This window comes from Nocardioides sp. JCM 18999, from assembly GCF_055391175.1.
This window is the reverse complement of the sequence record NZ_AP043887.1, coordinates 985,288-1,006,719: the sequence shown is the minus strand read 5'-3', so window position 1 is coordinate 1,006,719 and position 21,432 is coordinate 985,288. Positions and strand designations below refer to the sequence as shown.

The 21,432-nt window shown below is 70.5% G+C and carries 19 protein-coding genes; 2 read left to right on the top strand and 17 right to left on the bottom strand.

Annotated elements, in window-relative coordinates; translation table 11 throughout:
• Positions 1–3: 3 nt before the first annotated feature.
• Genes ACZ5J1_RS04845 through ACZ5J1_RS04825 form a run of 5 tightly spaced genes read right to left on the bottom strand, consistent with a single transcriptional unit; the run spans position 4 to position 4,783 of the window.
• Positions 4–204 (bottom strand): HGxxPAAW family protein, encoded by a 201-nt coding sequence (locus ACZ5J1_RS04845; protein ID WP_464563044.1) that lies wholly within the window; start codon positions 202–204, stop codon positions 4–6.
• Between the two features lie 10 nt (positions 205–214).
• A complete protein-coding gene (locus ACZ5J1_RS04840; RefSeq protein ID WP_464563042.1) occupies positions 215–802 on the bottom strand; it encodes a Trp biosynthesis-associated membrane protein in 588 nt (195 codons plus the stop codon).
• A complete protein-coding gene (hisI, locus tag ACZ5J1_RS04835; RefSeq protein ID WP_464563040.1) occupies positions 799–1,170 on the bottom strand; it encodes a phosphoribosyl-AMP cyclohydrolase in 372 nt (123 codons plus the stop codon). Before hisI ends, ACZ5J1_RS04840 begins: the two co-directional genes overlap by 4 nt.
• Positions 1,171–1,178: 8 nt before the next feature.
• Positions 1,179–3,005, bottom strand: coding sequence for an ABC transporter ATP-binding protein (locus tag ACZ5J1_RS04830; RefSeq protein WP_464563038.1), 1,827 nt, complete (start codon positions 3,003–3,005; stop codon positions 1,179–1,181).
• A complete protein-coding gene (locus tag ACZ5J1_RS04825; protein ID WP_464563036.1) occupies positions 3,002–4,783 on the bottom strand; it encodes an ABC transporter ATP-binding protein in 1,782 nt (593 codons plus the stop codon). Before ACZ5J1_RS04825 ends, ACZ5J1_RS04830 begins: the two co-directional genes overlap by 4 nt.
• Before the next feature lie 118 nt (positions 4,784–4,901).
• Between ACZ5J1_RS04825 and ACZ5J1_RS04820 the strand changes: the two genes are divergently transcribed.
• Positions 4,902–7,517 (top strand): hypothetical protein, encoded by a 2,616-nt coding sequence (locus tag ACZ5J1_RS04820; protein WP_464563034.1) that lies wholly within the window; start codon positions 4,902–4,904, stop codon positions 7,515–7,517.
• Between the two features lie 25 nt (positions 7,518–7,542).
• Here ACZ5J1_RS04820 and ACZ5J1_RS04815 read toward each other — a convergent pair whose 3' ends face one another.
• The 9 genes from ACZ5J1_RS04815 to hisD form a co-directional block, all read right to left on the bottom strand.
• The gene (locus ACZ5J1_RS04815; protein WP_464563033.1) at positions 7,543–7,848 is read right to left on the bottom strand and encodes a YciI family protein; all 306 of its coding nucleotides are present in this window, start codon (positions 7,846–7,848) and stop codon (positions 7,543–7,545) included.
• A gap of 10 nt (positions 7,849–7,858) precedes the next feature.
• A complete protein-coding gene (locus ACZ5J1_RS04810) occupies positions 7,859–8,329 on the bottom strand; it encodes a type II toxin-antitoxin system PemK/MazF family toxin (protein ID WP_464563031.1) in 471 nt (156 codons plus the stop codon).
• A gap of 11 nt (positions 8,330–8,340) precedes the next feature.
• The gene (locus tag ACZ5J1_RS04805; protein ID WP_464563029.1) at positions 8,341–9,663 is read right to left on the bottom strand and encodes a DUF222 domain-containing protein; all 1,323 of its coding nucleotides are present in this window, start codon (positions 9,661–9,663) and stop codon (positions 8,341–8,343) included.
• A 62-nt stretch (positions 9,664–9,725) separates the two neighbouring features.
• Entirely contained in the window at positions 9,726–10,487 is a 762-nt protein-coding gene (gene hisF / locus ACZ5J1_RS04800; protein ID WP_464563028.1) for an imidazole glycerol phosphate synthase subunit HisF, read from the bottom strand.
• Positions 10,484–11,218, bottom strand: coding sequence for a bifunctional 1-(5-phosphoribosyl)-5-((5-phosphoribosylamino)methylideneamino)imidazole-4-carboxamide isomerase/phosphoribosylanthranilate isomerase PriA (gene priA / locus ACZ5J1_RS04795; RefSeq protein WP_464563027.1), 735 nt, complete (start codon positions 11,216–11,218; stop codon positions 10,484–10,486). Before priA ends, hisF begins: the two co-directional genes overlap by 4 nt.
• Positions 11,215–11,853 carry an imidazole glycerol phosphate synthase subunit HisH gene (gene hisH / locus ACZ5J1_RS04790; protein WP_464564709.1) on the bottom strand — a complete coding sequence of 213 codons (639 nt, stop codon included), beginning with the start codon at positions 11,851–11,853 and terminating at the stop codon, positions 11,215–11,217. Before hisH ends, priA begins: the two co-directional genes overlap by 4 nt.
• Positions 11,850–12,458 (bottom strand): imidazoleglycerol-phosphate dehydratase HisB, encoded by a 609-nt coding sequence (hisB, locus tag ACZ5J1_RS04785; protein WP_464563025.1) that lies wholly within the window; start codon positions 12,456–12,458, stop codon positions 11,850–11,852. Before hisB ends, hisH begins: the two co-directional genes overlap by 4 nt.
• Positions 12,455–13,561, bottom strand: coding sequence for a histidinol-phosphate transaminase (locus ACZ5J1_RS04780; protein WP_464563023.1), 1,107 nt, complete (start codon positions 13,559–13,561; stop codon positions 12,455–12,457). The genes hisB and ACZ5J1_RS04780 overlap by 4 nt, the downstream gene beginning before the upstream one ends.
• An 11-nt stretch (positions 13,562–13,572) precedes the next feature.
• Positions 13,573–14,889 (bottom strand): histidinol dehydrogenase, encoded by a 1,317-nt coding sequence (hisD, locus tag ACZ5J1_RS04775; RefSeq protein ID WP_464563021.1) that lies wholly within the window; start codon positions 14,887–14,889, stop codon positions 13,573–13,575.
• A gap of 28 nt (positions 14,890–14,917) precedes the next feature.
• Here hisD and ACZ5J1_RS04770 point away from each other — a divergent pair, with 28 nt between their 5' ends.
• Positions 14,918–15,607 (top strand): LON peptidase substrate-binding domain-containing protein, encoded by a 690-nt coding sequence (locus tag ACZ5J1_RS04770; protein WP_464563019.1) that lies wholly within the window; start codon positions 14,918–14,920, stop codon positions 15,605–15,607.
• A 13-nt stretch (positions 15,608–15,620) separates the two neighbouring features.
• On the opposite strand, the gene ACZ5J1_RS04765 is transcribed toward ACZ5J1_RS04770, so the two are convergent.
• From ACZ5J1_RS04765 to dnaE, 3 genes are read right to left on the bottom strand one after another with little or no spacing between them, the layout of a single operon-like run.
• Positions 15,621–17,222, bottom strand: a complete 1,602-nt coding sequence (locus ACZ5J1_RS04765; RefSeq protein WP_464563018.1) for a DUF3352 domain-containing protein — start codon at positions 17,220–17,222, stop codon at positions 15,621–15,623.
• Entirely contained in the window at positions 17,219–17,749 is a 531-nt protein-coding gene (locus tag ACZ5J1_RS04760; protein ID WP_464563016.1) for a hypothetical protein, read from the bottom strand. The genes ACZ5J1_RS04765 and ACZ5J1_RS04760 overlap by 4 nt, the downstream gene beginning before the upstream one ends.
• Before the next feature lie 2 nt (positions 17,750–17,751).
• Positions 17,752–21,276 carry a DNA polymerase III subunit alpha gene (dnaE, locus tag ACZ5J1_RS04755; RefSeq protein WP_464564707.1) on the bottom strand — a complete coding sequence of 1,175 codons (3,525 nt, stop codon included), beginning with the start codon at positions 21,274–21,276 and terminating at the stop codon, positions 17,752–17,754.
• Positions 21,277–21,432 lie beyond the last annotated feature (156 nt).

Here is a 21,432-nt window from a genome sequence, read left to right as displayed (position 1 = left end):
CGGTCAGTGCGACTCGACGTTGTAGCCCAGCTTGTTGAGCACGACGAACGCGACACCGGCGAGGGCGACCAGGGCGACACCGATCCAGAAGATGAGCATGTCGATCGGGTCGAGCATGAGGCCGACGCTGCCGACGATGAAACCGAGCAGCGCGATCACGACGGCGGTCCAGGCGGCGGGGGTATTTCCGTGATTGTCAGCCATGGCCGAGATCTTAGTGGCTGCCCGGTGCCGGCGGCTCGTCGGTCGGGTCCCGACCCTCGTCGAGGGCCTTCCACACGTCCAACGGCGTCTCGGGGGCGGCCGGCAGCGGCGCGGCGGCGGCCTCACCGACCGGGGCGTCGTACTTGCGTCCCATCTCGGGCCAGCTGCGCACCGAGCGGACGGCGATCACTCCGGCGAGGGTGGCGAGCAGGGCGCCGGCGAGGGCGACCCAGCCCCAGAACGTGCGGGTGAGCTCCTGGGGCCCGTCGGCGCTGAAGGACGTCCAGTCGAACCCGCCCTCGATCTCGGTGGCGTGGATCAGTCCGATCACGGCTGCGGCCAACGTCGCTGCGCCGGCGAGCGCGGCCAGCACGGCGATCACACGGCGGAACCACCCGCGGGTGACCAGCAGGACCCCCCAGCAGGCCAGTGCGACCAGGGCGAACGCGGTCACTTCCGGCCGCTCGCCCACCGGAGCGCCGTTGATGCCGGAGAGGGCACCGTCACCGGCAGTGACCCAGGAGCGGTTGCCGGCGACGGCTGCCGTTCCGGCCCCGACCAGGCCGACGATGACGGTGGGCCAGAAGCCGCGTCTCACGCCGGTCCCGCGATGACGTCGGAGCCGCTGTCGAGCCGGTCGGCGTCGAAGCAGGTCCGGTCGCCGGTGTGGCAGGCACCGTCGACCTGGTCGACCTTGACCAGGAGCGTGTCGCCGTCGCAGTCCAGGCGCACCTCCGTGACCGCCTGGGTGTGGCCCGAGGTGGCGCCCTTGACCCACAGCTCGTTGCGGCTGCGGCTCCAGTAGGTGGCCTGTCCGGTGGTGAGGGTGAGGGCGAGCGCCTCGTCGTTCATCCAGGCCAGCATCAGCACCTCGCCCGTGTCGTGCTGCTGCACCACGGCGGGCACGAGACCGTCACCGGTCCTCTTGAGGCGGGCGGCGATGGCGGGATCGAGCTGAACAGGCACGACGGCCATTATCCCTGCCGCCCCTCGGGCTGCGCGCGGTGTGCGACCCAGGACCGGTACAGCCGCTCGTACGGCGTCCCGGCCTGCCCCACCAGCTCGGTGTGCGGCCCCCGTTGGGCGATCCGGCCCCGGTCGACGACGATCACCTCGTCGGCGGCCTCGGCGGTGCTCAACCGGTGGGCGATCGTGATCGAGGTCCGTCCCGTCATCAGCCGTTCCAGTGCCCGGTTGATCCGCATCTCGAGGTGCGGGTCGACCGCGCTGGTGGCTTCGTCCAGGACGAGCAGGTCGGGATCGGCGAGCTGGGCGCGGAGCAGCGCGACCAGCTGGCGCTCGCCCGCGCTGAGCGCCTCACCGCGTTGCCCGACCCGGGTGCCGAGACCGGCGGGGAGCCCGGCGAGCCAGTCCCCCAGGCCGAGTGCCTCGGCGGCCTCGCGCATCCTGTCCTCGGTGGCCACCAGGTCGCCGTAGCGCAGGTTGTCGGCCAGGGTCGCGTCGAAGAGGAAGCCCTCCTGCGGCACCAGCACGACGCTGCGGCGCAGGCTGGCGACCCTGATCTCGCGCAGGTCGATGTCGTCGAGCAGCACCGTGCCGCGGGTCGGGTCGACGAGTCGGGTGACCAGCTTGGCGATGGTCGACTTCCCGGAGCCGGTCTCCCCCACCACCGCGACCCGGGTGCCGGGTGCGAGCCGGAGGTTGAGGTCGTGCAGCACCGGCGCCCCGCCGGGGTAGGCGAAGGTGGTGCCCCGGAGCTCGACGCTCAACGGGCCGCGCGGCAGGGTCGCACCACCGTCGCCGGCGTCGACCAGGTCGGCCGGGGTGTCCAGGACACCGATCACCCGACGCCAGCTGGCGATCGCGTTCTGCGCGTCGGTGAGGATCTGGGTGCCCATCTGGACCGGGTTGACGAAGAGGCTCACCAGGAACGCGAAGGCGAGGATCGTGCCCGCCGTCATCGACATGTCCGTCTGCTCGGCCAACCAGACGCCGCCGAGCACGACGGCCGCGTTGGCCAGGCCGCCGCTGATCCCACCCAGGCTGAAGCTGACCACCGTGTATCCCTGGGCGGCGGTCTGGGTGGCCTTGTTGGCGGCGATCGCGGCATCGATCCGTCGCTGGGTGCGCTCCTCGATCGCGTACGCGCGCACCACGCCGGCGCCGACGACGGGTTCGCTGATCGCCGACAGCATCACCGCGACGGTGCCGCGGACCCGGGTGTAGGCGTCGCTCAGCTTGCGCTGGAACCACCGGATCGAGCCGAACACCGGGGCGAAGCAGAGCCAGACCGCGATCGTCAGCGGCCAGTTGTAGAACGCCATCACGACGGTGGCGACGAGGATCTGGCCGGTGCTGATCACCAGCATCAGGCCGCCGAAGACCAGGAACTGACTGATCTGGTCGACGTCGCTGGTCACGCGGGCGACCAGCGCTCCGCGGCGCTCGGTGTTCTGGGTGAGCATCGGCAGGTCGTGGATGTGCCGGAACGCCTTCGTGCGCAGGGTGGCCAGGCCACGTTCGCTGGAGGTGAAGAGACGGCGGGTCATGGCGTAGGAGGCGAACCCGGTGAGGACGACCGCGAGCAGGCCGAGCAGGGCCGCGGTGACGGTGAATCCGATGTCGGGGCCACCGGCGGCGTTGATCCCCCGGTCCAACGTCTGCTGCACCGCGATCGGGACGACCACCTGCCCGGCACTGGCGATCAGGGCGAACACCACCGTCAGCCCGAGGCCCTGCGTGATCTCGGGGCTGTGCCGCAGCCCGTGCCGGATGGTCTGGATCGCGCCGAGGTTCTCGCCGGTCCCGACCCCGGTCGACGCGGCCCGGATCTCGCTCATCGGGTCGCCTCCACGGTCTCGTCGGTGTCGTCGGTCTCGTAGGCGTTGACCAGGCGGGCGTACGCCGGGGACCGCCTCAGCAGGTCCTGGTGGGTGCCGCGGTCGGCGATCCGGCCGTCGACGAGGTGGACGACCTCGTCGGCCAGGCCGATCGTCGCCTTGCGGTAGGCGACGAGCACCATTGTCGGGCGGCTCCCACCCGCAGTGCCGATCGCTGACAGGATCCGTTGCTCCACCTCGGGATCGACCGCGCTGGTGGCGTCGTCGAGGATCAGCAGCCGGGGCCGGCGGACCAGGGCCCGCGCCAGCGCGAGCCGCTGCCGTTGCCCACCCGAGAGGCTGGCGCCGCGTTCCCCCAGGCGGGTGTCGAGGCCGTCGGGCAGGGCGGAGACGAATGCGGCGGCCTGGGCGACCTCGAGGGCCTGCCAGATCTCGGCGTCGCTGAGGTCGGCACCGAGGTCGACGTTCCCGCGCACGGTGTCGTCGAAGAGGAACGCGTGCTGGGGCACCAGCGCGACGGTGCGGGCGAGGTCCCCCTCGGCCAGGTCGCGCAGGTCGACACCGTCGAGCAGCACCGCCCCGCTCGCCGGGTCGACGAGGCGGGTGAGCAGGGTGGTGAGGGTCGACTTGCCCGACGCGGTGGCGCCGACGACCGCGGTGGTCCGGCCCGGGGCGACCTCGAAGCTCATCCCGTCGAGGATCGGGCGGGAGGTGCCGCCGTCCGTGGCGTCGTACCCGAAACCGACCCGGTCGAGCTCGAGCGAGGCGGGCTCCGTGCCGGCCAGCTGCCTCGTCCCGTACGTCGTCCTGCCCGGTGCGTCCAGCACCGCCCGGACCCGACGCCACCCGACGACGCTGCGCGGGAACTCCCCGAGCAGCCAGCCGATCGAGCGGATCGGGAAGCTCACGATGGTCAGCAGGTAGGCCACGGTGACCACGTCGCCGGCCTCGATCGCACCGGAGCGCACCCGGATCGCGCCGACGACGAGCACGACCAGCACGCCGATGCTGGGCAGCGCGGCCAGGGCAGGATCGAAGGCTGCGCGGATCCGTCCCGCGCGGATGTTGAGGTCGCGGAGCCGGTCGGCCGTGTCGGAGAAACGGGCGGTCTCCTCGACCTCACGCCCCAGGGTCTTGACCACGAGCGCGCCCTCGAACGATTCGTGCGCCACCTCGGAGAGCTCGGCCCGGAGCTGCTGGGCCTGCGTGATCAGGGGGCTGCTGGCCCGCTGGTAGGCGAGGTTCGCCGCGATCACCGCGGGGAAGACGAGCAGTCCGACGCACGCCAGGACGGTGTCGGCCAGGAACATCTGGACGACCGCGATCACCATCATCACGATCGTGCCGACCGCCATCGGCAGCGGTGCGATCGGCGCCCACGCCGCTTCGACGTCCGCATTGGCGTTGGAGAGCAGCTCACCGGTGGGGTGGCGCTGGTGCCAGGCCATCGGCAGCTCGAGGTAGCGCCGGGTGACGGCGCGGCGGGTGCTGGCCTGGAGCCGGAACTGCATGATGCCGGCGCCGAGGCGACGGGCGACGATGGCGACCGCGCGCAGCAGCGCCACACCGATGAAGAGGGCGGCGACGGCGAGGTAGAGGCCGGCACCGACGTCATCGCCGTCGAAGTAGGGCACCAGCACGTGGTCGGTGGCCCAGCCGAGCACCCAGGCGTCGGCGACGGTGAGCAGACCGAAGAGGGCCGCACCGAGGGTGGAGACGGTGAACAACCAGGGCTCGCGCTTGATCCCGACCCAGAGCACGGCCAGACCGTCACGCATGGTGGCTCGGCTTCCCGGATCGACTGCCGTCCCGGATGCCTCAGTGCCACTCACGTCGGTCCACCCTACGGGCGAGTCGGGGCGAATCCTGAATGCAGGCTGAGGAAGTCCGTAGGGTGTGACCCGGCGCGCATGGGGGCGCGCCCCGGCGATGGGTGCGCCGTGGACGAAGAGGTTCGACATGATCCGTAACGACCGACCGAAGATCTCCGGCCTGCGGCTCGCGCTGCCGGCGGGACTGGCGCTGGCCACCGTGCTCGCTGCGCTCACCCTGCCCGACGGCCGGGGAACCCCGGCCGAGGTCGAGGCCGACACCGCCCGGGTGAGCATGGCCGGCTCCGTCGAGCAGGCGAAGGCGGACCTGGGCCTCCCCCACGACGACACCCTGCTCCCCGTGCACCGGCACGACGACCCGCGGACCAAGAACGCGATCTCCCGCGATCTCACCGCCTCGGCCGCTGCCCGCGACACCACCACGGCCACCCAACGGGTCAGCGCGACCTCGGCGGTCGAGCGGCAGCGTCGGCTGCGCGCCCCGAAGCTCACCACCGTGTCCGCCTACCCGAAGCGGGCGGCGTACCCCGCCACCAAGTACGCGATGGCGGGCGGCTGCTACTCCCTGACGGCGCCGAACGGTCGCTCCTCGGGCACCTTCTACTTCAAGGCCACCCGTCTGGGGCGGTACCTGCTGCACACCGCCACCGGCGAGGTGACCGCGGCACGCAACGGATCGGTCACGCTGGCCGGAGCCAGCCAGGACGCGAACTGGGCGGTCGCCCAGGCGGGCCGACGCTTCACGTTCGCCGTGGCTGCGGGTCGGTCCCTGGTCGCGACCCCCAGCGGCGGGCTCGCCGTCGGGTCGAACCCGACCCCGTTCCTGCTGCGCTCGGTGCGCACCTGCCCCGCCTACCCCGAGGCCGGGGTCGACGTGACCGGTGAGCCGTTCGCCGGGGTGAGCCCGTTCCAGGAGGTCCGAGGCTTCGTCGACGCCCACACCCACGGGATGGCGTTCGAGTTCCTCGGCGGCCAGGTGCACTGCGGGCGCCCGTGGCACGAGTTCGGGGCACCGTCGGCGCTCGTCGACTGCCCCGACCACCGCCTCACCGGCGGGAACGGTGCCCTACTGGAGACGCTCCTGTCCGGGAAGCCGTCGCACGACCCGGTCGGCTGGCCGACGTTCAAGGACTGGCCCGCTCCGCACTCGCTCACCCACGAGGGCACCTACTGGCGTTGGCTGGAGCGCTCGTGGCGCGGCGGCCAGCGGCTCTTCGTGAACCTGCTGGTGGAGAACAACAAGCTCTGCCAGGTCTATCCGCTCAAGCGGAACTCGTGCGACGACATGGACTCCATCCGGCTGCAGGCCAAGGACATGTACGCGATGCAGGACTACATCGACGCCCAGTTCGGTGGCCCCGGCCAGGGCTTCTACCGGATCGTGCGGAGCCCCCAGGAGGCCCGCCGGGTGATCAACGCCGGCAAGCTGGCCGTGGTGATGGGGATCGAGACCTCGATCCCGTTCGGCTGCACGTTCAAGGCCATCGCCGGCACCGACCGGCCGGCCTGCTCGGCCGCCGAGATCGACGCCAACCTGGACGAGATGCACCGGCTCGGCGTCCGCCAGATGGAGCTGGTCAACAAGTTCGACAACGCCCTGGCCGGCGTGGCCGGTGACGGTGGGGCGATCGGCCCGATCATCAACGGCGCGAACTTCCTCGAGACCGGCACGTTCTGGGCGATGGAGCACTGCGACCCCGCCGACGGCGAGTCGCACGACAACGACCAGATCACGGTCCCCGACGTCTCCGGGGGCCAGCAGGACGCCCTCTTCGGCGCGATCGGCCAGCTCGGCGGGCTGGTTCCGGCCCTGCCGGTCTACCCGCAGCCGCACCACTGCAACCGGCGCGGCCTGAGCGCGCTGGGTGCGCACACGATCAAGGCGATGGCGAAGCGGTCGATGATCTTCGACCCTGACCACCTCTCGGTGAAGGCCCGGTCGGCGTCGATGGACGTGATCGAGGCGATCCGCTACCCCGGCGTGGTGTCGAGCCACTCCTGGTCGACGCCGGACACCTACCCCCGGATCTACAAGGCCGGTGGCTTCATCACGCCGTACGCCGGCGACTCGACCGGGTTCGTCGACAAGTGGCGTCGTCACCTCGGCTGGGCCGACCCGCGCTACTACTTCGGATTCGGGTACGGCGCCGACATCAACGGTCTCGGCGCCCAGGGCGATCCGCGCGGGACCACGGTGAAGAATCCCGTCCGCTACCCGTTCAAGGGCCTGGGTGGGGTCACCGTCAACAAGCAGCGAGCCGGCCAGCGGGTCTGGGACATCAACGCCGACGGCGTCGCCCAGTACGGCCTGTACCCGGACTGGATCGAGGATCTGCGCAAGGTCGCGGACGCGAAGCACGTCGGCGACGGGGGCCGGATCGTCAGCGACATGGCGCGCGGCGCCGAGGCCTACCTGCAGATGTGGGAACGGGCCACCGGCATCAGGCCCGACTCCTGCCGCAACGCGAACCTGCGTCGCGGCCCCGGGAAGTTCCGGCACCTGGTCCGGCGCGGGATGAGCACCGACGCCGTCATGCGCACCGTCGGGCAGCCCTACGAGCGGCTCGGCCGGACCTACGTCTTCTGCACCAGGACGCCGAAGCGCGCCTCGGTGCGGACGACGGTCACGTTCACGAAGGTGGGCAAGGTGAAGAAGGTGGCGTTCGCCCGCCGCTCCTGAGCGCCGACAGTCAGCGTCAGTCGCGTCAGTCGCGTCCGCGCAGGAAGGAGACCCGCATCTCGCGGAGCTCGCCGGTCATCATGCCGGAGGCGACCGCGGGGTCGGCCTGCATGATCGCGGTCGCGGCTGCCTCGTCCTCGGCCTCGATGATGGCGACGCCGTCGTTCATCGGCTGTCCCCAGGTCGGGCCGGCCAGGACGAGGGTCCCCTCCTCGAAGAGGCGGGTCAGGTAGTCGGAGTGCGCTCCGGCCATGATCGCGCCCTCCTCGGGCGTGATCGTGGCGATGAAGTCGGGGCGCGGCGGGTGCACGAGATACATCCAGGTCCTCACCCCTCCGACCTTAGGGCGTGCGGAACTCCGGGTGGTAGGGCCGAGCGGCGGCGAGCACGGCCGCGAAGACCTGCTCCGGGACGGCAGCGCCCTCACGCCGTACGTCGGCCTCGGGAAGCAGCAGCAGCCGGTCGAGCCGGACCTCGGAGGGGCGACGCTCGCGGTCCCAGCCGCCGGTCCCGATGTCCATCCAGTGCCGCCCCGCCCGCGTCTCCTGGGCGGCGTCGCGGTCGTGGTCCTTCGAGGTCAGGTACAGCCCGAGGAGCTGGGAGCCCTGTCGTCCGATCAGCAGCACCGGACGGTCCTTGCCCTGGCTCGGGTCGTCCTCGAACGGGACCCACGCCCACACCACCTCGCCCGGGTCGGGGCGACCGTCGTGCTTCGGCGCGTAGGTGATCTGCACACCCGACGGCGCGGGGGTCTCCGAGCTCCGTCCTCCGAAGAGGGTCTTGAGTCGAGCGGTCCAACCTCGTGGCGTCACGTGGCCAGACACTACCCAGGCGGTGATGCGTTCAGGCGGCGTTGGCGAGCGCGCGGGTGCCGGTGGCGTCGACGAGGTAGACCTGGCCGCCCGGGTCGCGCCACAGGAAGATGCCCACGAACGGCTGCTTGACGTCCCATCTGCCGTGGGTCTTGAGCAGGTGATGCTGGATCGAGAGGGGGCCGAGGTTGCCGATCCCGGTCTGGCCCGGCGGTCCCCCGAGGGGCCGGATCGCGCCAAGGGACGGTGTGGTCGATCTGTGCGCTCGGGCCCGCACGGTTGCCCCAGGGGAACAGATCCGCCGGCATCGTCAGCGCGACCGCACGGCGGTGTCGTGCGGGGATCTCGTAGGAGTCGACCGGGGCGAGACCCTCGATGTCGAGCACCGGCCGAATCGTGATCCGGGCGGCCGGGTCGGCCCCGAAGACCTCGTTGACCCAGCTGTTGGTCACCATCGCGGCATGGTCGATCCGGGAGAACCCCGCTTCCTCGGGGTGCGCCGGGCAGGCGGCGTACGCGTGCAGGTGCACAGTGGTGTCCGAGCCCGAGGACTCCCCCGTGACCATCGCGAGTGCGACTGCGACACATCGGTCGTCGTGGGAGAGGTCGGGACGCCCCGCCTCCAGGTCCTTGGCCCCGCGGGTGACCGCGGCCTCGATCCGGTCGATCACGTTCACGCTGGCACGGATCAGGAACGACGCCATCCCGGACTGCACTCCGGGCAGCCGCCTGGCGAACGGTGCCTTCCGACGTCGCAGCTCGGCCTCCCGTGCTCGGGCCAGATCACAGGTGGTGATCGCTGCCTCGACCAGGTCCGCGTACCGGCTCCACGGGATCCGGCCGTCGGCCGACTCGGCGACCGTGCGGTCGACCTGGGCCATCTGTGTCCGGTCGAGGTCGGCGGCACGGCAGGACTTCACCGCATGCCGCGCGTAGGAGGCCTTCACCTCGAGCCGCTTCACCCGTCCCCACAGCTCCGGGAAGAACCGGGCCAGGTCGACGGCGTCAGCCATCAGCTCTCGCGCGGCGTGGGTCGTCATGCCGAGCCGTGCACCCAGGGCCGCGGGAGAGAACTCGCCGACCGTCTCTGACGCACCCTCACCCCCGTCGGCACCGAGACCGAGGATGCGTTCCCTCCGGACGTCGGTGACGTCGCGCAATGGGACGGGAGGGCGTTGTGAACGGACGGCCCAGGCATGGGCGACCTCAAGGATCCGGACGTCGATCTCGCGCTGAGCGTGTCCGAGCGCACCGACATGGTCGAGGAACAGACCCTCGCCCATGTCGTCGATCGGGAGGTCCAGGAGACCAGCCAATCCATCGCCCGAGTACATGCAACAGACGCTAGACGGAGCCACCGACATTTCTGACGGATGGAGGACCAGAGCGCTGTGGATCAGCGAACGGGGTAACCGGCTCCGGAAAGTGCTGCCTTCGCCTCGGCGATCCTGACCTTGCCGAAGTGGAAGATCGTAGCGGCGAGGACCGCGTCGGCGCCGGCCTCGACGGCCGGCGGGAAGTGCGCCGCTGAACCAGCGCCACCGGAGGCGATCACCGGGATCGACACCTCGCGGCGCACGGCGCGGATGATGTCGAGGTCGAAGCCGTCCTCGGTGCCGTCGGCGTCCATCGCGTTGAGCAGGATCTCCCCCGCACCGAGCTCGGCGGCCCGGGCGGCCCAGGCGATCGCGTCGAGGCCGGCGGACTGGCGGCCGCCGTGGGTGGTGACCTCGAACCCGGAGTCGGTGCCGGGAGCACGACGGGCGTCGACGGAGAGCACCAGCACCTGGTTGCCGAACCGGTCAGCGACCTCGGCGATCAGCTCGGGGCGACGGATCGCCGCGGTGTTCATCGCGACCTTGTCGGCCCCGGCCCGCAGGAGGCGGTCGACGTCCTCGACCGAGGAGACTCCCCCACCGACCGTGAGCGGGATGAAGACCTGCTCGGCGGTGCGGGAGACGATCTCCATCGTGGTGGCTCGGCCCTCGTGCGAGGCCGAGATGTCGAGGAAGGTCAGCTCGTCGGCGCCCTCGGCGTCGTAGACCTTGGCCAGCTCGACCGGGTCCCCGGCGTCACGCAGGTCCTGGAAGTTGATCCCCTTGACCACCCGGCCGCCGTCGACGTCCAGGCACGGGATCACCCGCACCGAGAGGCTCACGCCTGACCCTTGGTGACGGCCAGTGCTTCCTCGAGGGAGAGCGACCCGGTGTAGAGCGCGGTCCCGGCGATGGCGCCCTCGACACCGATCTCGACCAGCTCCATCAGCGCGCGGATGTCGTCGATCGTGGTCACGCCACCGGACGCGACGAGCGGGCGGTCGGTGAGCGCGGCGACGTCGCGGAGCAGCTGCAGGTTCGGGCCCTGGAGCATGCCGTCCTTGTTGACGTCGGTGACGACGTACCGGGCGCAGCCCTCCGCGTCGAGCCGGGCCAGGGTCTCGTAGAGGTCGCCGCCGTCCTTGGTCCATCCGCGGGCTGCCAGGGTGGTGCCGCGGACGTCGAGCCCGATCGCCACCCGGTCGCCGTACTCGGCGATCGCGCGGGCGCACCACTCGGGGTTCTCCAGCGCGGCGGTGCCGATGTTGACCCGGCGGCAGCCGGAGTCCATCGCGGCCTTGAGCGAGGCGTCGTCGCGGATGCCACCGGAGCGCTCGATCTTGATGTCGACCGCGCGGGTCACCTCGGCGAGCAGGTCGGCGTTCGAGCCGTGCCCGAAGGCGGCGTCGAGGTCGACCAGATGGATCCACTCCGCGCCCATCTCCTGCCAGCGCAGCGCGGCCTCGATCGGGTCACCGAAGACCTTCTCGGAGCCGTCGACGCCCTGGACGAGCTGGACGGCGCTGCCGCCCTTGATGTCGACGGCGGGAAGCAGTTCGAGGTAAGAGCTCACAGCGTGTTGATCCAGTTCTTCAGGAGTTGGGCTCCGGCGTCGCCGGACTTCTCGGGGTGGAACTGGGTCGCCCAGAGCGGCCCGTTCTCGACGGCGGCGACGAAACGATCGCTGCCGTGCTCGGCCCAGGTCACCAGCGGTGCCTTGGTGCGGTCGTTGGTCTTCAGGGTCCAGTCGCGCACGCCGTAGGAGTGCACGAAGTAGAACCGCTCGTCCTCGATCCCGGCGAACGCCTGCGTGCCGGGCACCGCCTCGACGGTGTTCCAGCCCATGTGCGGGACGACGGGCGCCTGCAGGCGCTCGACGACGCCGGGCCACTCGCCGCAGCCCTCGGTGTCGACGCCGTGCTCGATGCCGTGCTCGAACAGGATCTGCATCCCGACGCAGATGCCGAGCACCGGGCGTCCGCCCGAGAGTCGGCGGGCGATGATCCGCTCGCCACGGATCGCGCGCAGCCCCGCCATGCAGGCGGCGTAGGCACCGACGCCGGGCACGAGCAGGCCGTCGGCCTCCATCGCGGCGTCCATGTCACCCGTGAGCTCGACCTGCGCACCCGCGCGCTCGATCGCCCGGACCGCGGACCGGAGGTTCCCCGATCCGTAGTCCAGGACGACGACGCGCGGCTGAGCGCTCAGAGCGCACCCTTGGTCGAGGGGATGCCGGACTCACGCGGGTCGGGCTCGATCGCCTGACGCAGTGCGCGGGCGAACGCCTTGAACTGGGTCTCGACGATGTGGTGCGGCTCGCGTCCGTCCAGCACCCGGATGTGGGTGGTGATGTAGGCGTGGTGCGCGATCGACTCGAAGACGTGCCGGGTCAGCGACCCGAGGTAGGGCACGCCGGAGCCGTAGATCAGGACGTGCTCCTGGCCGGCCGGCTCACCGGAGTGGACCAGGTAGGGACGGCCGGAGACGTCGACGACGGCCTGGACCAGCGCGTCGTCGAGCGGCACGGTGGCGTCGCCGTACCGGCGGATGCCCTTCTTGTCCCCCAGAGCCTGGCGGATGGCCTGCCCGATCACGATCGCGGTGTCCTCGACGGTGTGGTGCGCGTCGATGTGCAGGTCGCCCTCGGACTTCACCGTCAGGTTGATCAGGGAGTGTCGCGCCAGCGCGGTCAGCATGTGGTCGTAGAAGCCGACACCGGTGTCGATGTCGTGCTGGCCCGTGCCGTCGAGGTCGACCTCGACGATGACGGTGGACTCGCTGGTGACGCGCTCGATGCGAGCAGTTCGACTCATGACTTCGTGACCTCTGTCAGTGCGGTGCGGAAAGCGGACATCTCATCCGGGGTGCCGACGGAGACCCGGAGCCATCCGTCGGGGCCAGTCTCGCGGATCAGCACACCGCGATCCAGCAACCCCCGCCACACGGCATGGCGGTCGGCGAAGGTGCCGAAGAAGACGTAGTTGGCGTCGGAGTCGGCGACCTCGTGGCCCGCCTCGCGCAGCCAGACGACGAGCGCGTCGCGCTCGAGGCGAAGCTCGTCGACCTTGCCGAGCAGCTCGTCCTGGTGCCGTAGCGCGGCCAGCGCGGTCGCCTGGGTGACGGCGGAGAGGTGGTACGGCAGCCGCACCACCCGGATCGCGTCGGTGATCGCCGGGTGCGCGGCGAGGTAGCCGAGCCGCAGCCCCGCGCCGGCGAACGCCTTGCTCATCGTGCGGGACACGACCAGGTTCGGGTACGTCGGCAGCAGCTCGAGCGCGCTCGGGACCCCGGCGCGGCGGAACTCGCCGTACGCCTCGTCGACGACCAGGACGCCGGACTCGCCCAGCGCCTCGGCGAGCGCACCGACCGCCTCGGGCGGCAGCGCCGTCCCGGTCGGGTTGTTCGGGCTGGGCAGCAGCACGACGCTGGGGCGGACCTCGCCGATCAGGGCGACGGCCTTCTCGAGGTCAAGGCTGAAGTCGCTCTCGCGGTGCCCGGTGACCCACTCGGTCATCGTGTCCCGGGCGTACTCCGGATACATCGAGTACGTCGGCGCGAAGCTGAGCGCGGTCCGGCCCGGACCACCGAAGGCCTGCAGCAGCTGCAGCATGACCTCGTTGGACCCGTTGGCGGCCCAGACCATCTCCGGCGTCACCGGCGTGGGGCCGGAGTCGCGGGTCAGGTACGTCGCCAGCTCGGTGCGCAGCTCGGTGAACTCCCGGTCGGGGTACCGGTTGAGGCTGGCAGCGGCCTGCGCCACCGACGCCGCGATGTCCGCGATGCAGGCGGCGCTGGGGCCGTACGGGTTCTCGTTGACGTTGAGCTGGACGGGGACGTCGAGCTGCGGCGCGCCGTAGGGCTCGATCCCGGCCAGCTCCGGGCGGATGGGTGCGGTGTAGCTCAGCGCGTCACTCATGGCGGGCCCGCTCACTCGTCGGCGAAGCGGACGGAGACAGCCGCACCGTGGCCCGGCAGGTCCTCGGCGTTCGCCAGCCGGACGACGTGGACCTTGACCTCGGCCAGACCGTCGCGGCTGTAGTCGATCACGTGGATCGACTTGGTGAAGGCGCGCACCGACAGCCCCGAGCTGTGGCAGGCGCATCCGCCGGTGGGCAGTACGTGGTTGGAGCCGGCGCAGTAGTCGCCGAGGCTGACGGGTGCGAAGCTCCCGACGAAGATGGCGCCCGCGTTGCGGATCCGCCCGGCGACCGCAGCGGCGTCGCGGGTGTGGATCTCGAGGTGTTCGGCGGCGTAGGCGTCGACCACGCGGATGCCCTGCTCGACGTCGTCGACCAGGACGATGCCGGACTGGGAGCCACCCAGCGAGGTGCGGATCCGGTCGACGTGCTTGGTCACCGAGACCTGCTTGTCCAGCTCGGCCTCGACCTCGTCGGCCAGCGCGACCGAGTCGGTGACCAGGACCGCGGCGGCGAGCGGGTCGTGCTCGGCCTGGCTGATCAGGTCGGCGGCGACGTACGCCGCCTCAGCGGTCTCGTCGGCCAGGATCGCGATCTCGGTCGGACCGGCCTCGGAGTCGATCCCGACCGTGCCCTTGACCAACCGCTTGGCGGTGACGACGTAGATGTTGCCCGGGCCGGTGATCAGGTCGACCGGCTCGACGACCGGCCCCTCGGCGTCACGGACCCCGTAGGCGAACATCGCGATCGCCTGGGCGCCGCCGACGGCGTAGACCTCGTCGACCCCGAGCAGAGCACAGGCGGCCATGATCGTCGGGTGCGGGAGACCGTTGAACTCCTTCTGCGCGGGCGAGGCCAGCGCGATCGAGCGCACACCGGCGATCTGGGCCGGGACGGTGTTCATCAGCACGCTGGAGACCAGCGGGGCCAGGCCGCCGGGGACGTAGAGACCGACGCGGCCGACGGGGACCTTGCGGTGCGTGACCCGGGCGCCGAGTCCGAGGTCGGTGACGGCGTCGACCTCGAGCTCGTTCGCGCAGGTCGCACGCAACCGACGGATCGACTCCTCCAGGCCGGCGCGGATCTCGGGGTCGAGCTCGGCCAAGGCCCGGGCGAGCGTCTCGACGGGGACCCGGATGTCGGTCTGCTCGACGCCGTCGAAGCGGGCGTTGAAGTCGAGGATCGCGGCCAGACCGCGCTCGCGGACCTCGTCCAGGATGGGCTGCACCACATGCGTGGCCCGCTCGATGTCGAACTCCGCGCGCGGCACGGCCGCGCGGTAGTCGAGGGTGCGTTCGGCACCACGGAGGTCGATTCGGCGGATCATGCCCTCAGTCTAGGTAGGGTCGATCCCGATGAGCGACGCGGTTAGTGGGCCTGAGACGTCCACCCTCCCGATGTTCCCGTTGAACACGGTGGTGTTCCCCGGGGTGAGCATCCCCCTGAACGTGTTCGAGGACCGTTATCGGGCCCTCGTCCACCACCTGCTCCGGACCGAGGACCCTGCGGAGCGGGTCTTCGGGATCGTCGGGATCCGGGAGGGGTACGAGGTCGGCGAGCGTGGGGCCCAGTCGCTGTACCGGATCGGGACCCGGCTGCAGCTCACCGACGCCGTCCCCCGACCGGACGGAACCTTCGCGATCACCGCGGTGGGGCGCGACCGGTTCCGGCTGGAACGGCTCGACACCTCCGGCGACTTCCCGCGCGGCACGGTGACCACGCTCCCCGCCGACTCGGCGCCCGTGTCCGAGGAGGTCGACATGATCGCCCGGGCCACGTTCACGGCCTTCCGCTCGATCGTCAGCCAGTGGCGGGAGGACCCCTTCCCGGGTGACCTCCCCCGCGACAGCGCCTACCTGTCGTGGACGCTCGCCGCGGTGACGCCGCTCCCGATGGCGGAACGGCAGTCCCTGCTGGAGGCCGACGATGCTTCCGAGCGGTTGGCGCTGATCATCGACTACCTCCGCTCGGAGGTCGAGGCGATGAACGTGATCCCGTCCCTGCCGGCCACCGAGGTGGCTCGGACCGGCTGGTCCCCGAACTGACCGGTCCGCGCGCCTACTTGGCGCGCAGCACCAGCTGTCCGTGGGCGATCTCGTCCTCGGTCCAGCCGGAAGCACCGAGCGCGGCCAGCTCGTCGAGGTCGTGCTCCAGGTCGGATCCGCCGAGCAGGGTGCCGAGGGCTCCCTTGATCGCCGCGATGTCGACGTAGAAGACCGCGGAGGCGTCGTCGGCATGCGGGACGACGTCGCGGAAGGTGTCGTTGCGACCCAGCCGGCCGCCTGCGGCCACCTCGGAACGCCACGCCTCCTGGAACCCGACGGTGACGGAGTCGTCGCCCGCCTCGGTCTCGAAGAAGGGGGCACCCGGCGCCAGGGCGCCGAGCTTGTCGATCACCGGCTCGAGCTCGGCCGGGTCGCCCATGATCCGCAGCGCCAACGGGAGCGAGTCCGCCGACGACGAGTTGAGCATCGCCTCGACGTCGAGGTCGGGGCCGAGGGCCAGCTGAGCCGAGCGCTGGGTGAGGGTCTCCAGGTCGTCGGGGACGTCCAGCCCGGTGAAGGCACTGACCATCGCGAAGATCGTGGACGGGTCGAAGCCCTCCCCACAGGTCTCCTCGAGGCCGCTGAGGAGGCCGTCGACCCAGCCGTCCGCGAATCCGACACCGATCGCGGCACCGACATCGTCGGGCAGCGAGGTGACGTCGGCTGTCTGGGTGGTCTTCGCGCGCTTGCCGGCGTCGGAGGCGAACTCGAACTCCAGTCCGGCGTCGTTGAACCGGAGCGTCGCCCCGGCGCCGCCGAAGTCGCCCAGCGCCGAGGAGTCCTGGCTGTCGGAGTCGGTCAGCCCCGGGCAGAACGCCGAGGCGCCCAGTCCGAGACCCATCCCGAGTCCCGGCCCGAGGCTCGAGCCCATGCCGGCCTCGTCGCCCAGCTCGGCACCGAGGTCGGCACCGAGCCCGGACCCGAGGTCGGTCAGGCCGCCGACCGCGTCGAACAGGGCCGCGGCCGAACCGGGGGCGGCGTAGGCGGTCAGGATGCCGGGGTCGCCGGCCGCCTTCGTCCAGTGGGTGTAGTCGTCGGAGGTCGCCAACGGCTTGTCCTGGGCACCCGCGAGGACCCGGGCGGCCTCCTTGTCGTCGGAGGCCACGACGAGCCAGTCGTTCGCGACGACGATGCCGGGCGACGGAGCCTTCAGCCCCACCTGGGACCAGTTGTCGGCGAGGCACTTCTCCAGGAGCTTCGCCGCGGCGCGAGCCTTGGTCTCGTCGGTGACGGCCAGCGCCAGCACCGGCTTCGGGTCGGTCCGGCCCACCACGCCGACACCGGCCGAGGAACCGATCCACGGCTCGACGTCGTCGTCGTAGTCGAGGTCGCACTCGCTGTCGATCAACCCGTCGAAGAGCTTGCGGCGCAGGTCGTCGCCGCTGTGCAGACCGAGGTCGTCCTTGAGGCTCGGAACCCGGTTGGCCAGCTTGAAGGCCGCGACCTTCTGGCTCGCGCTCGGGTCGAGGTCGATCGAGACCAGCGCGAGGGTGTCGGCGGGGAACGCCTCCGCCGCCTGCGGACCGCTGTTGAAGAACGAGAAGGCAGCCCAGGTGGTCGCTCCCGCCCCGACCACGACCGCTGCCACGCCGGCCCCCACGATCCAACCCTTCACAGCTGTTCCTCCTGCACGTCGAGCGAATGGACGTCACCCGCTGCGGGACGGGAGAGCATCAAGTACCAGATGACGAAGATGATCGCCGCCCCCAAGGGCAGACAGGCTCGCGCAGACCAGCCAGGGACCGCAAGGGTCCCGAGCAGCGCGGTGCCGTCGGCGGCGGTCTTGGCGGCGGCCGCCGGATCCGGCGGAGCGACCGCGATCCCGTAGCCGAGCATCAGGGCGGAGGCCAGGCAGGTGCCGACGATGACGGCGCCGAGGGTCACCAGCTCCCCGACCCGCGTGACCGCGATCGCGAGGATCGCGGTGATCATGCCCGCGGCGATCGCGATCAGGACGAACCATCCGGTGGCCGCGAAGTCGTCCTTGCTGCCCGCCTCCCACGGCACGGGGTACCAGGCCTGCTGGTAGGCCTGCCCGGACGCCGGCTCCCACACCGCCATCCAGAGCCATCCGCAGAGGAGGCCCAGCAGGGCGCACCAGACCAGGATCCCGGCCACCCAGGCCACGTTCGTGCGAGTCATCCTCACCCTCCCAAGCATCCGGGACCGAGCAGCTGCTTCAGATCCGCGAAGAGCGCACCGCTCGGCGTCACCCGCAGCTTCTCATCCAGCCGCAGGACCCGGGTCTCGGACCGGGTCAGCAGCCGCAGCCGGACCTCGGTCATGCCGGGGTGGGTGGCCAGCACGTCCCGCAGCTGCTGGACCACGGGCGGGGTGCAGCGCGTCGACGGCATGCTGATCACGACCGGACCTCCGGTGGAGCTCTCGGTGAGATCGGGGACGCTCACCTCGAGACCACGCAGCTGGACGGTCTCCCGCTCCTTGTCCACGCCGGCCTTCACCCGGATGATCGCGTCCTGGGCGAGCACCGAGCTGACCTGGACGTAGATGCTCGGCCAGAGCAGCACCTCGACCTCACCCTCGAGGTCCTCGACGGTGATCGTGGCCCAGGGGTCGCCCTTCTTGGTGATCCGTCGGTTCACGTTGGTGATCAGGCCCGCGATCGTCACGTGGTGGCCGTGCGCGACGGACTCGTCGGAGAGCAGACGGCCGATCGTCATGTCGGTGCCGTTGGCGAGCACGTGCTCGAGACCGAGCAGCGGGTGGTCGGAGACGTAGAGCCCGAGCATGTCGCGCTCGTGGGCGAGCAGGGTCATCTTGTCCCACTCGTCGAGATCGGGGATGGTGACCGAGATGCCGAAGCCGGCACCCCCGTCCTCGCCGCCGAGGTCGGCGAACAGCGAGTCCTGGCCGATCGCCTCGTTCTTCTTGATGTCGACGAACTGGTCGACGGCCGTCTCGTGCACCGCGATCAGGGCCCGGCGGCGGTGCTTGAGGTCGTCGAACGCGCCGGCCTTGACCAGCGACTCGATCACCCGCTTGTTGCACACCACGGCGGGGACCTTGTCGAGGAAGTCGTTGAAGTCGGCGTAGCGGCCCTTCTCGGTCCGCCCCGCCACGATGCCTTCGACCACGTTCAGGCCGACGTTGCGCACGGCGGTGAGACCGAACCGGATGTCGGCCCCGACGGCGGCGAAGTCGACGACCGACTCGTTGACGTCGGGCGGCAGCACGTTGATCTTCATCCGGCGACACTCGTTGAGGTAGATCGCCATCTTGTCCTTGTCGTTCTTCACCGAGGTGAGGAGCGCCGCCATGTACTCGGTCGGGTAGTTCGCCTTGAGGTACGCCGTCCAGTAGGTGACGACGCCGTAGGCGGCCGAGTGGGACTTGTTGAAGGCGTAGTCGGCGAAGGGGACGAGGATCTCCCACAGCACCTTGACCGAGTCCTTGGGATACCCGCGCTCGAGCATGCCGGCCTCGAAGCCGGCGTACTGCTTGTCGAGCTCCTCCTTCTTCTTCTTGCCCATGGCGCGACGCATGTTGTCGGCCGCACCGAGGGAGAAGCCGGCGAGCACCTGGGCGATCGCCATCACCTGCTCCTGGTAGACGATCAGGCCGTAGGTCTCCCCCAGCACCGGCTCGAGTGCCTCGGCCAGCGCGGGGTGGATCGGCTCGATCGGCTGGCGACCGTTCTTCCGGTGGGCGTACTTGTTGTGCGAGTCCGCACCCATCGGGCCTGGCCGGTAGAGCGCGGAGACAGCCGTGATGTCGGCGAACTGGTCGGGCTGCATCGAGCGCAGCAGGGCACGCATGCCGCCGCCATCGAGCTGGAAGACGCCGAGCGTGTCACCGCGTCCCATCAGCTCGTACGTCGCCCGGTCGTTGAACGGCACGTCCTCCAGGACGACGGTCTCGCCGCGGTTCGCCTTGATGTTGGCGACCGCGTCCTCGAGCGTGTGCAGGTTGGACAGTCCGAGGAAGTCCATCTTGACCAGGCCGAGCTCCTCGCACTTCGGATACTCGAACTGCGTGATGATCTGGCCGTCCTGCTTCGGATCCATCAGCGGGACGATGTCGATCAACGGCTCGCTCGACATGATCACGCCGGCCGCGTGCACACCGGTCTGCCGGATCTGGCCCTCGAGGCCGATCGCGGTCTCGTAGATCCGTCGGACCTCGGGGTCGGAGTCGTGCAGCGCCCGGAACTCCGCGCCCTCGCCGTACCGCTTGGAGGTGGTGTCGAAGAGCTCCTTGAGCTTGACCGACTTGCCCATCACGTCGGGCGGCAACGCCTTGGTGATCCGGTCACCGATGGCGAACCCGTGGTCGAGGATCCGCGCGGCGTCCTTGATCGCGGCCTTGGCCTTGATCCGGCCGAAGGTGGCGATCTGGGCGACCCGCTCGCTGCCGTACTTCTGGGTGACGTACTGGATGACCTCGCCGCGACGGTGGTCGTCGAAGTCGATGTCGAAGTCGGGCATCGAGGGACGTTCCGGGTTGAGGAACCGCTCGAAGTAGAGGCCGTGCTCGAGCGGGCACAGGTCGGTGATCTTCAGCGCGTACGCCGCGATCGAGCCCGCACCCGAACCACGACCGGGGCCGACCCGGATGCCGTTGTCCTTGGACCACTGGATGAAGTCGGCGACCACGAGGAAGTATCCGCAGTAGCCCTTCTGCGAGATGACGTCGAGCTCGAAGTCGGCCCGGTCGAGGACCTCCTGGGTGAGGCGTTCCCCGGGATAGCGGAACTCGAGACCGCGCCGGACCTCCTTGCGCAGCCACGACTCCTCGGTCTCGCCGGCGGGGATGTCGGCGCGGGCCATGTAGCCGCCGGTGGACTCGGTGAACTCGACGTTGCAGCGCTCCGCGATCAGCAGCGTGTTGTCGCACGCCTCCATCAGGTCCTGCCGGCCCCAGAGCTCGCGCATCTCGGCGGCGGACTTGATGTAGTAGCCGGCACCCTCGAAGGCGAACCGCTTCCCGCCCTGGGAGTACGGCGGCTCGGCCATGCGGCTGCCCGACTGGACGCAGAGCAGCGCCTCGTGGGCGCCGGCGTCCTCGGGGTTGTTGTAGTGCGAGTCGTTGGTGGCGATCGGCTTGATGCCCATCGTCTTCCCGAGCTTGAGCAGGTCGTCGCGGACCCGCTTCTCGATCGAGATGCCGTGGTCCATCAGCTCGAGGAAGACCGAGTCGTGGCCGTAGATGTCCTGCAGCTCGCCGGCCTCGCGGAGCGCCTCGTCCCACTGGCCCAACCGCAGTCGGGTCTGGATCGCGCCGGACGGGCAGCCCGTGGAGACGATGATCCCCTTGCTGTGCTCGGCGAGGATCTCCTTGTCCATCCGGGGCTTGTAGAAGTACCCCTCCATGGACGCGCGGGAGGAGAGCCGGAACAGGTTGTGCATGCCCTCGGTGGTCTCGGACCACATCGTCATGTGGGTGTAGGCGCCACCACCCGAGACGTCGTCGCCGCCCTCCTGGGCGCTCTCGCCGCGACCCCACCGCACCCGCTTGCGCTCTCCACGGGGAGTGCCCGGGGTGACGTAGGCCTCGATCCCGATGATCGGCTTGACGCCGTACTTCTTCGCCTTGGAGTAGAAGTCGTAGGCACCGTGCAGGTTGCCGTGGTCGCTCATCGCGATGCTGGACATCCCCAGCTCGCTCACCCGGGAGAAGAGCCCGTCCAAGAGGCTGGCGCCATCGAGCATCGAGTACTCGGTGTGCACATGGAGGTGAGCGAAATCGGCGTTCGTCACGGCTGGGCCAGCCCTCCTCAGGGGTCGGTGGAACGGTCGATCAGTATCCCGGGGAAGGAGACCCCAGCGTACGCGAAGCGACCGGGAGAATCCTCCCCGACACCACCG

Coding starts and splice junctions, on each gene's coding strand:
- hisD (WP_464563021.1), bottom strand. CDS start 14,889: ATGATCCGCCGAATCGACCTCCGTGGTGCCGAACGCACCCTCGACTAC.
- ACZ5J1_RS04830 (WP_464563038.1), bottom strand. CDS start 3,005: ATGAGCGAGATCCGGGCCGCGTCGACCGGGGTCGGGACCGGCGAGAAC.
- ACZ5J1_RS04770 (WP_464563019.1), top strand. CDS start 14,918: ATGAGCGACGCGGTTAGTGGGCCTGAGACGTCCACCCTCCCGATGTTC.
- ACZ5J1_RS04780 (WP_464563023.1), bottom strand. CDS start 13,561: ATGAGTGACGCGCTGAGCTACACCGCACCCATCCGCCCGGAGCTGGCC.
- ACZ5J1_RS04825 (WP_464563036.1), bottom strand. CDS start 4,783: ATGCGTGACGGTCTGGCCGTGCTCTGGGTCGGGATCAAGCGCGAGCCC.
- ACZ5J1_RS04760 (WP_464563016.1), bottom strand. CDS start 17,749: ATGACTCGCACGAACGTGGCCTGGGTGGCCGGGATCCTGGTCTGGTGC.
- ACZ5J1_RS04845 (WP_464563044.1), bottom strand. CDS start 204: ATGGCTGACAATCACGGAAATACCCCCGCCGCCTGGACCGCCGTCGTG.
- dnaE (WP_464564707.1), bottom strand. CDS start 21,276: ATGCTCGATGGCGCCAGCCTCTTGGACGGGCTCTTCTCCCGGGTGAGC.
- hisB (WP_464563025.1), bottom strand. CDS start 12,458: ATGAGTCGAACTGCTCGCATCGAGCGCGTCACCAGCGAGTCCACCGTC.
- ACZ5J1_RS04805 (WP_464563029.1), bottom strand. CDS start 9,663: ATGTACTCGGGCGATGGATTGGCTGGTCTCCTGGACCTCCCGATCGAC.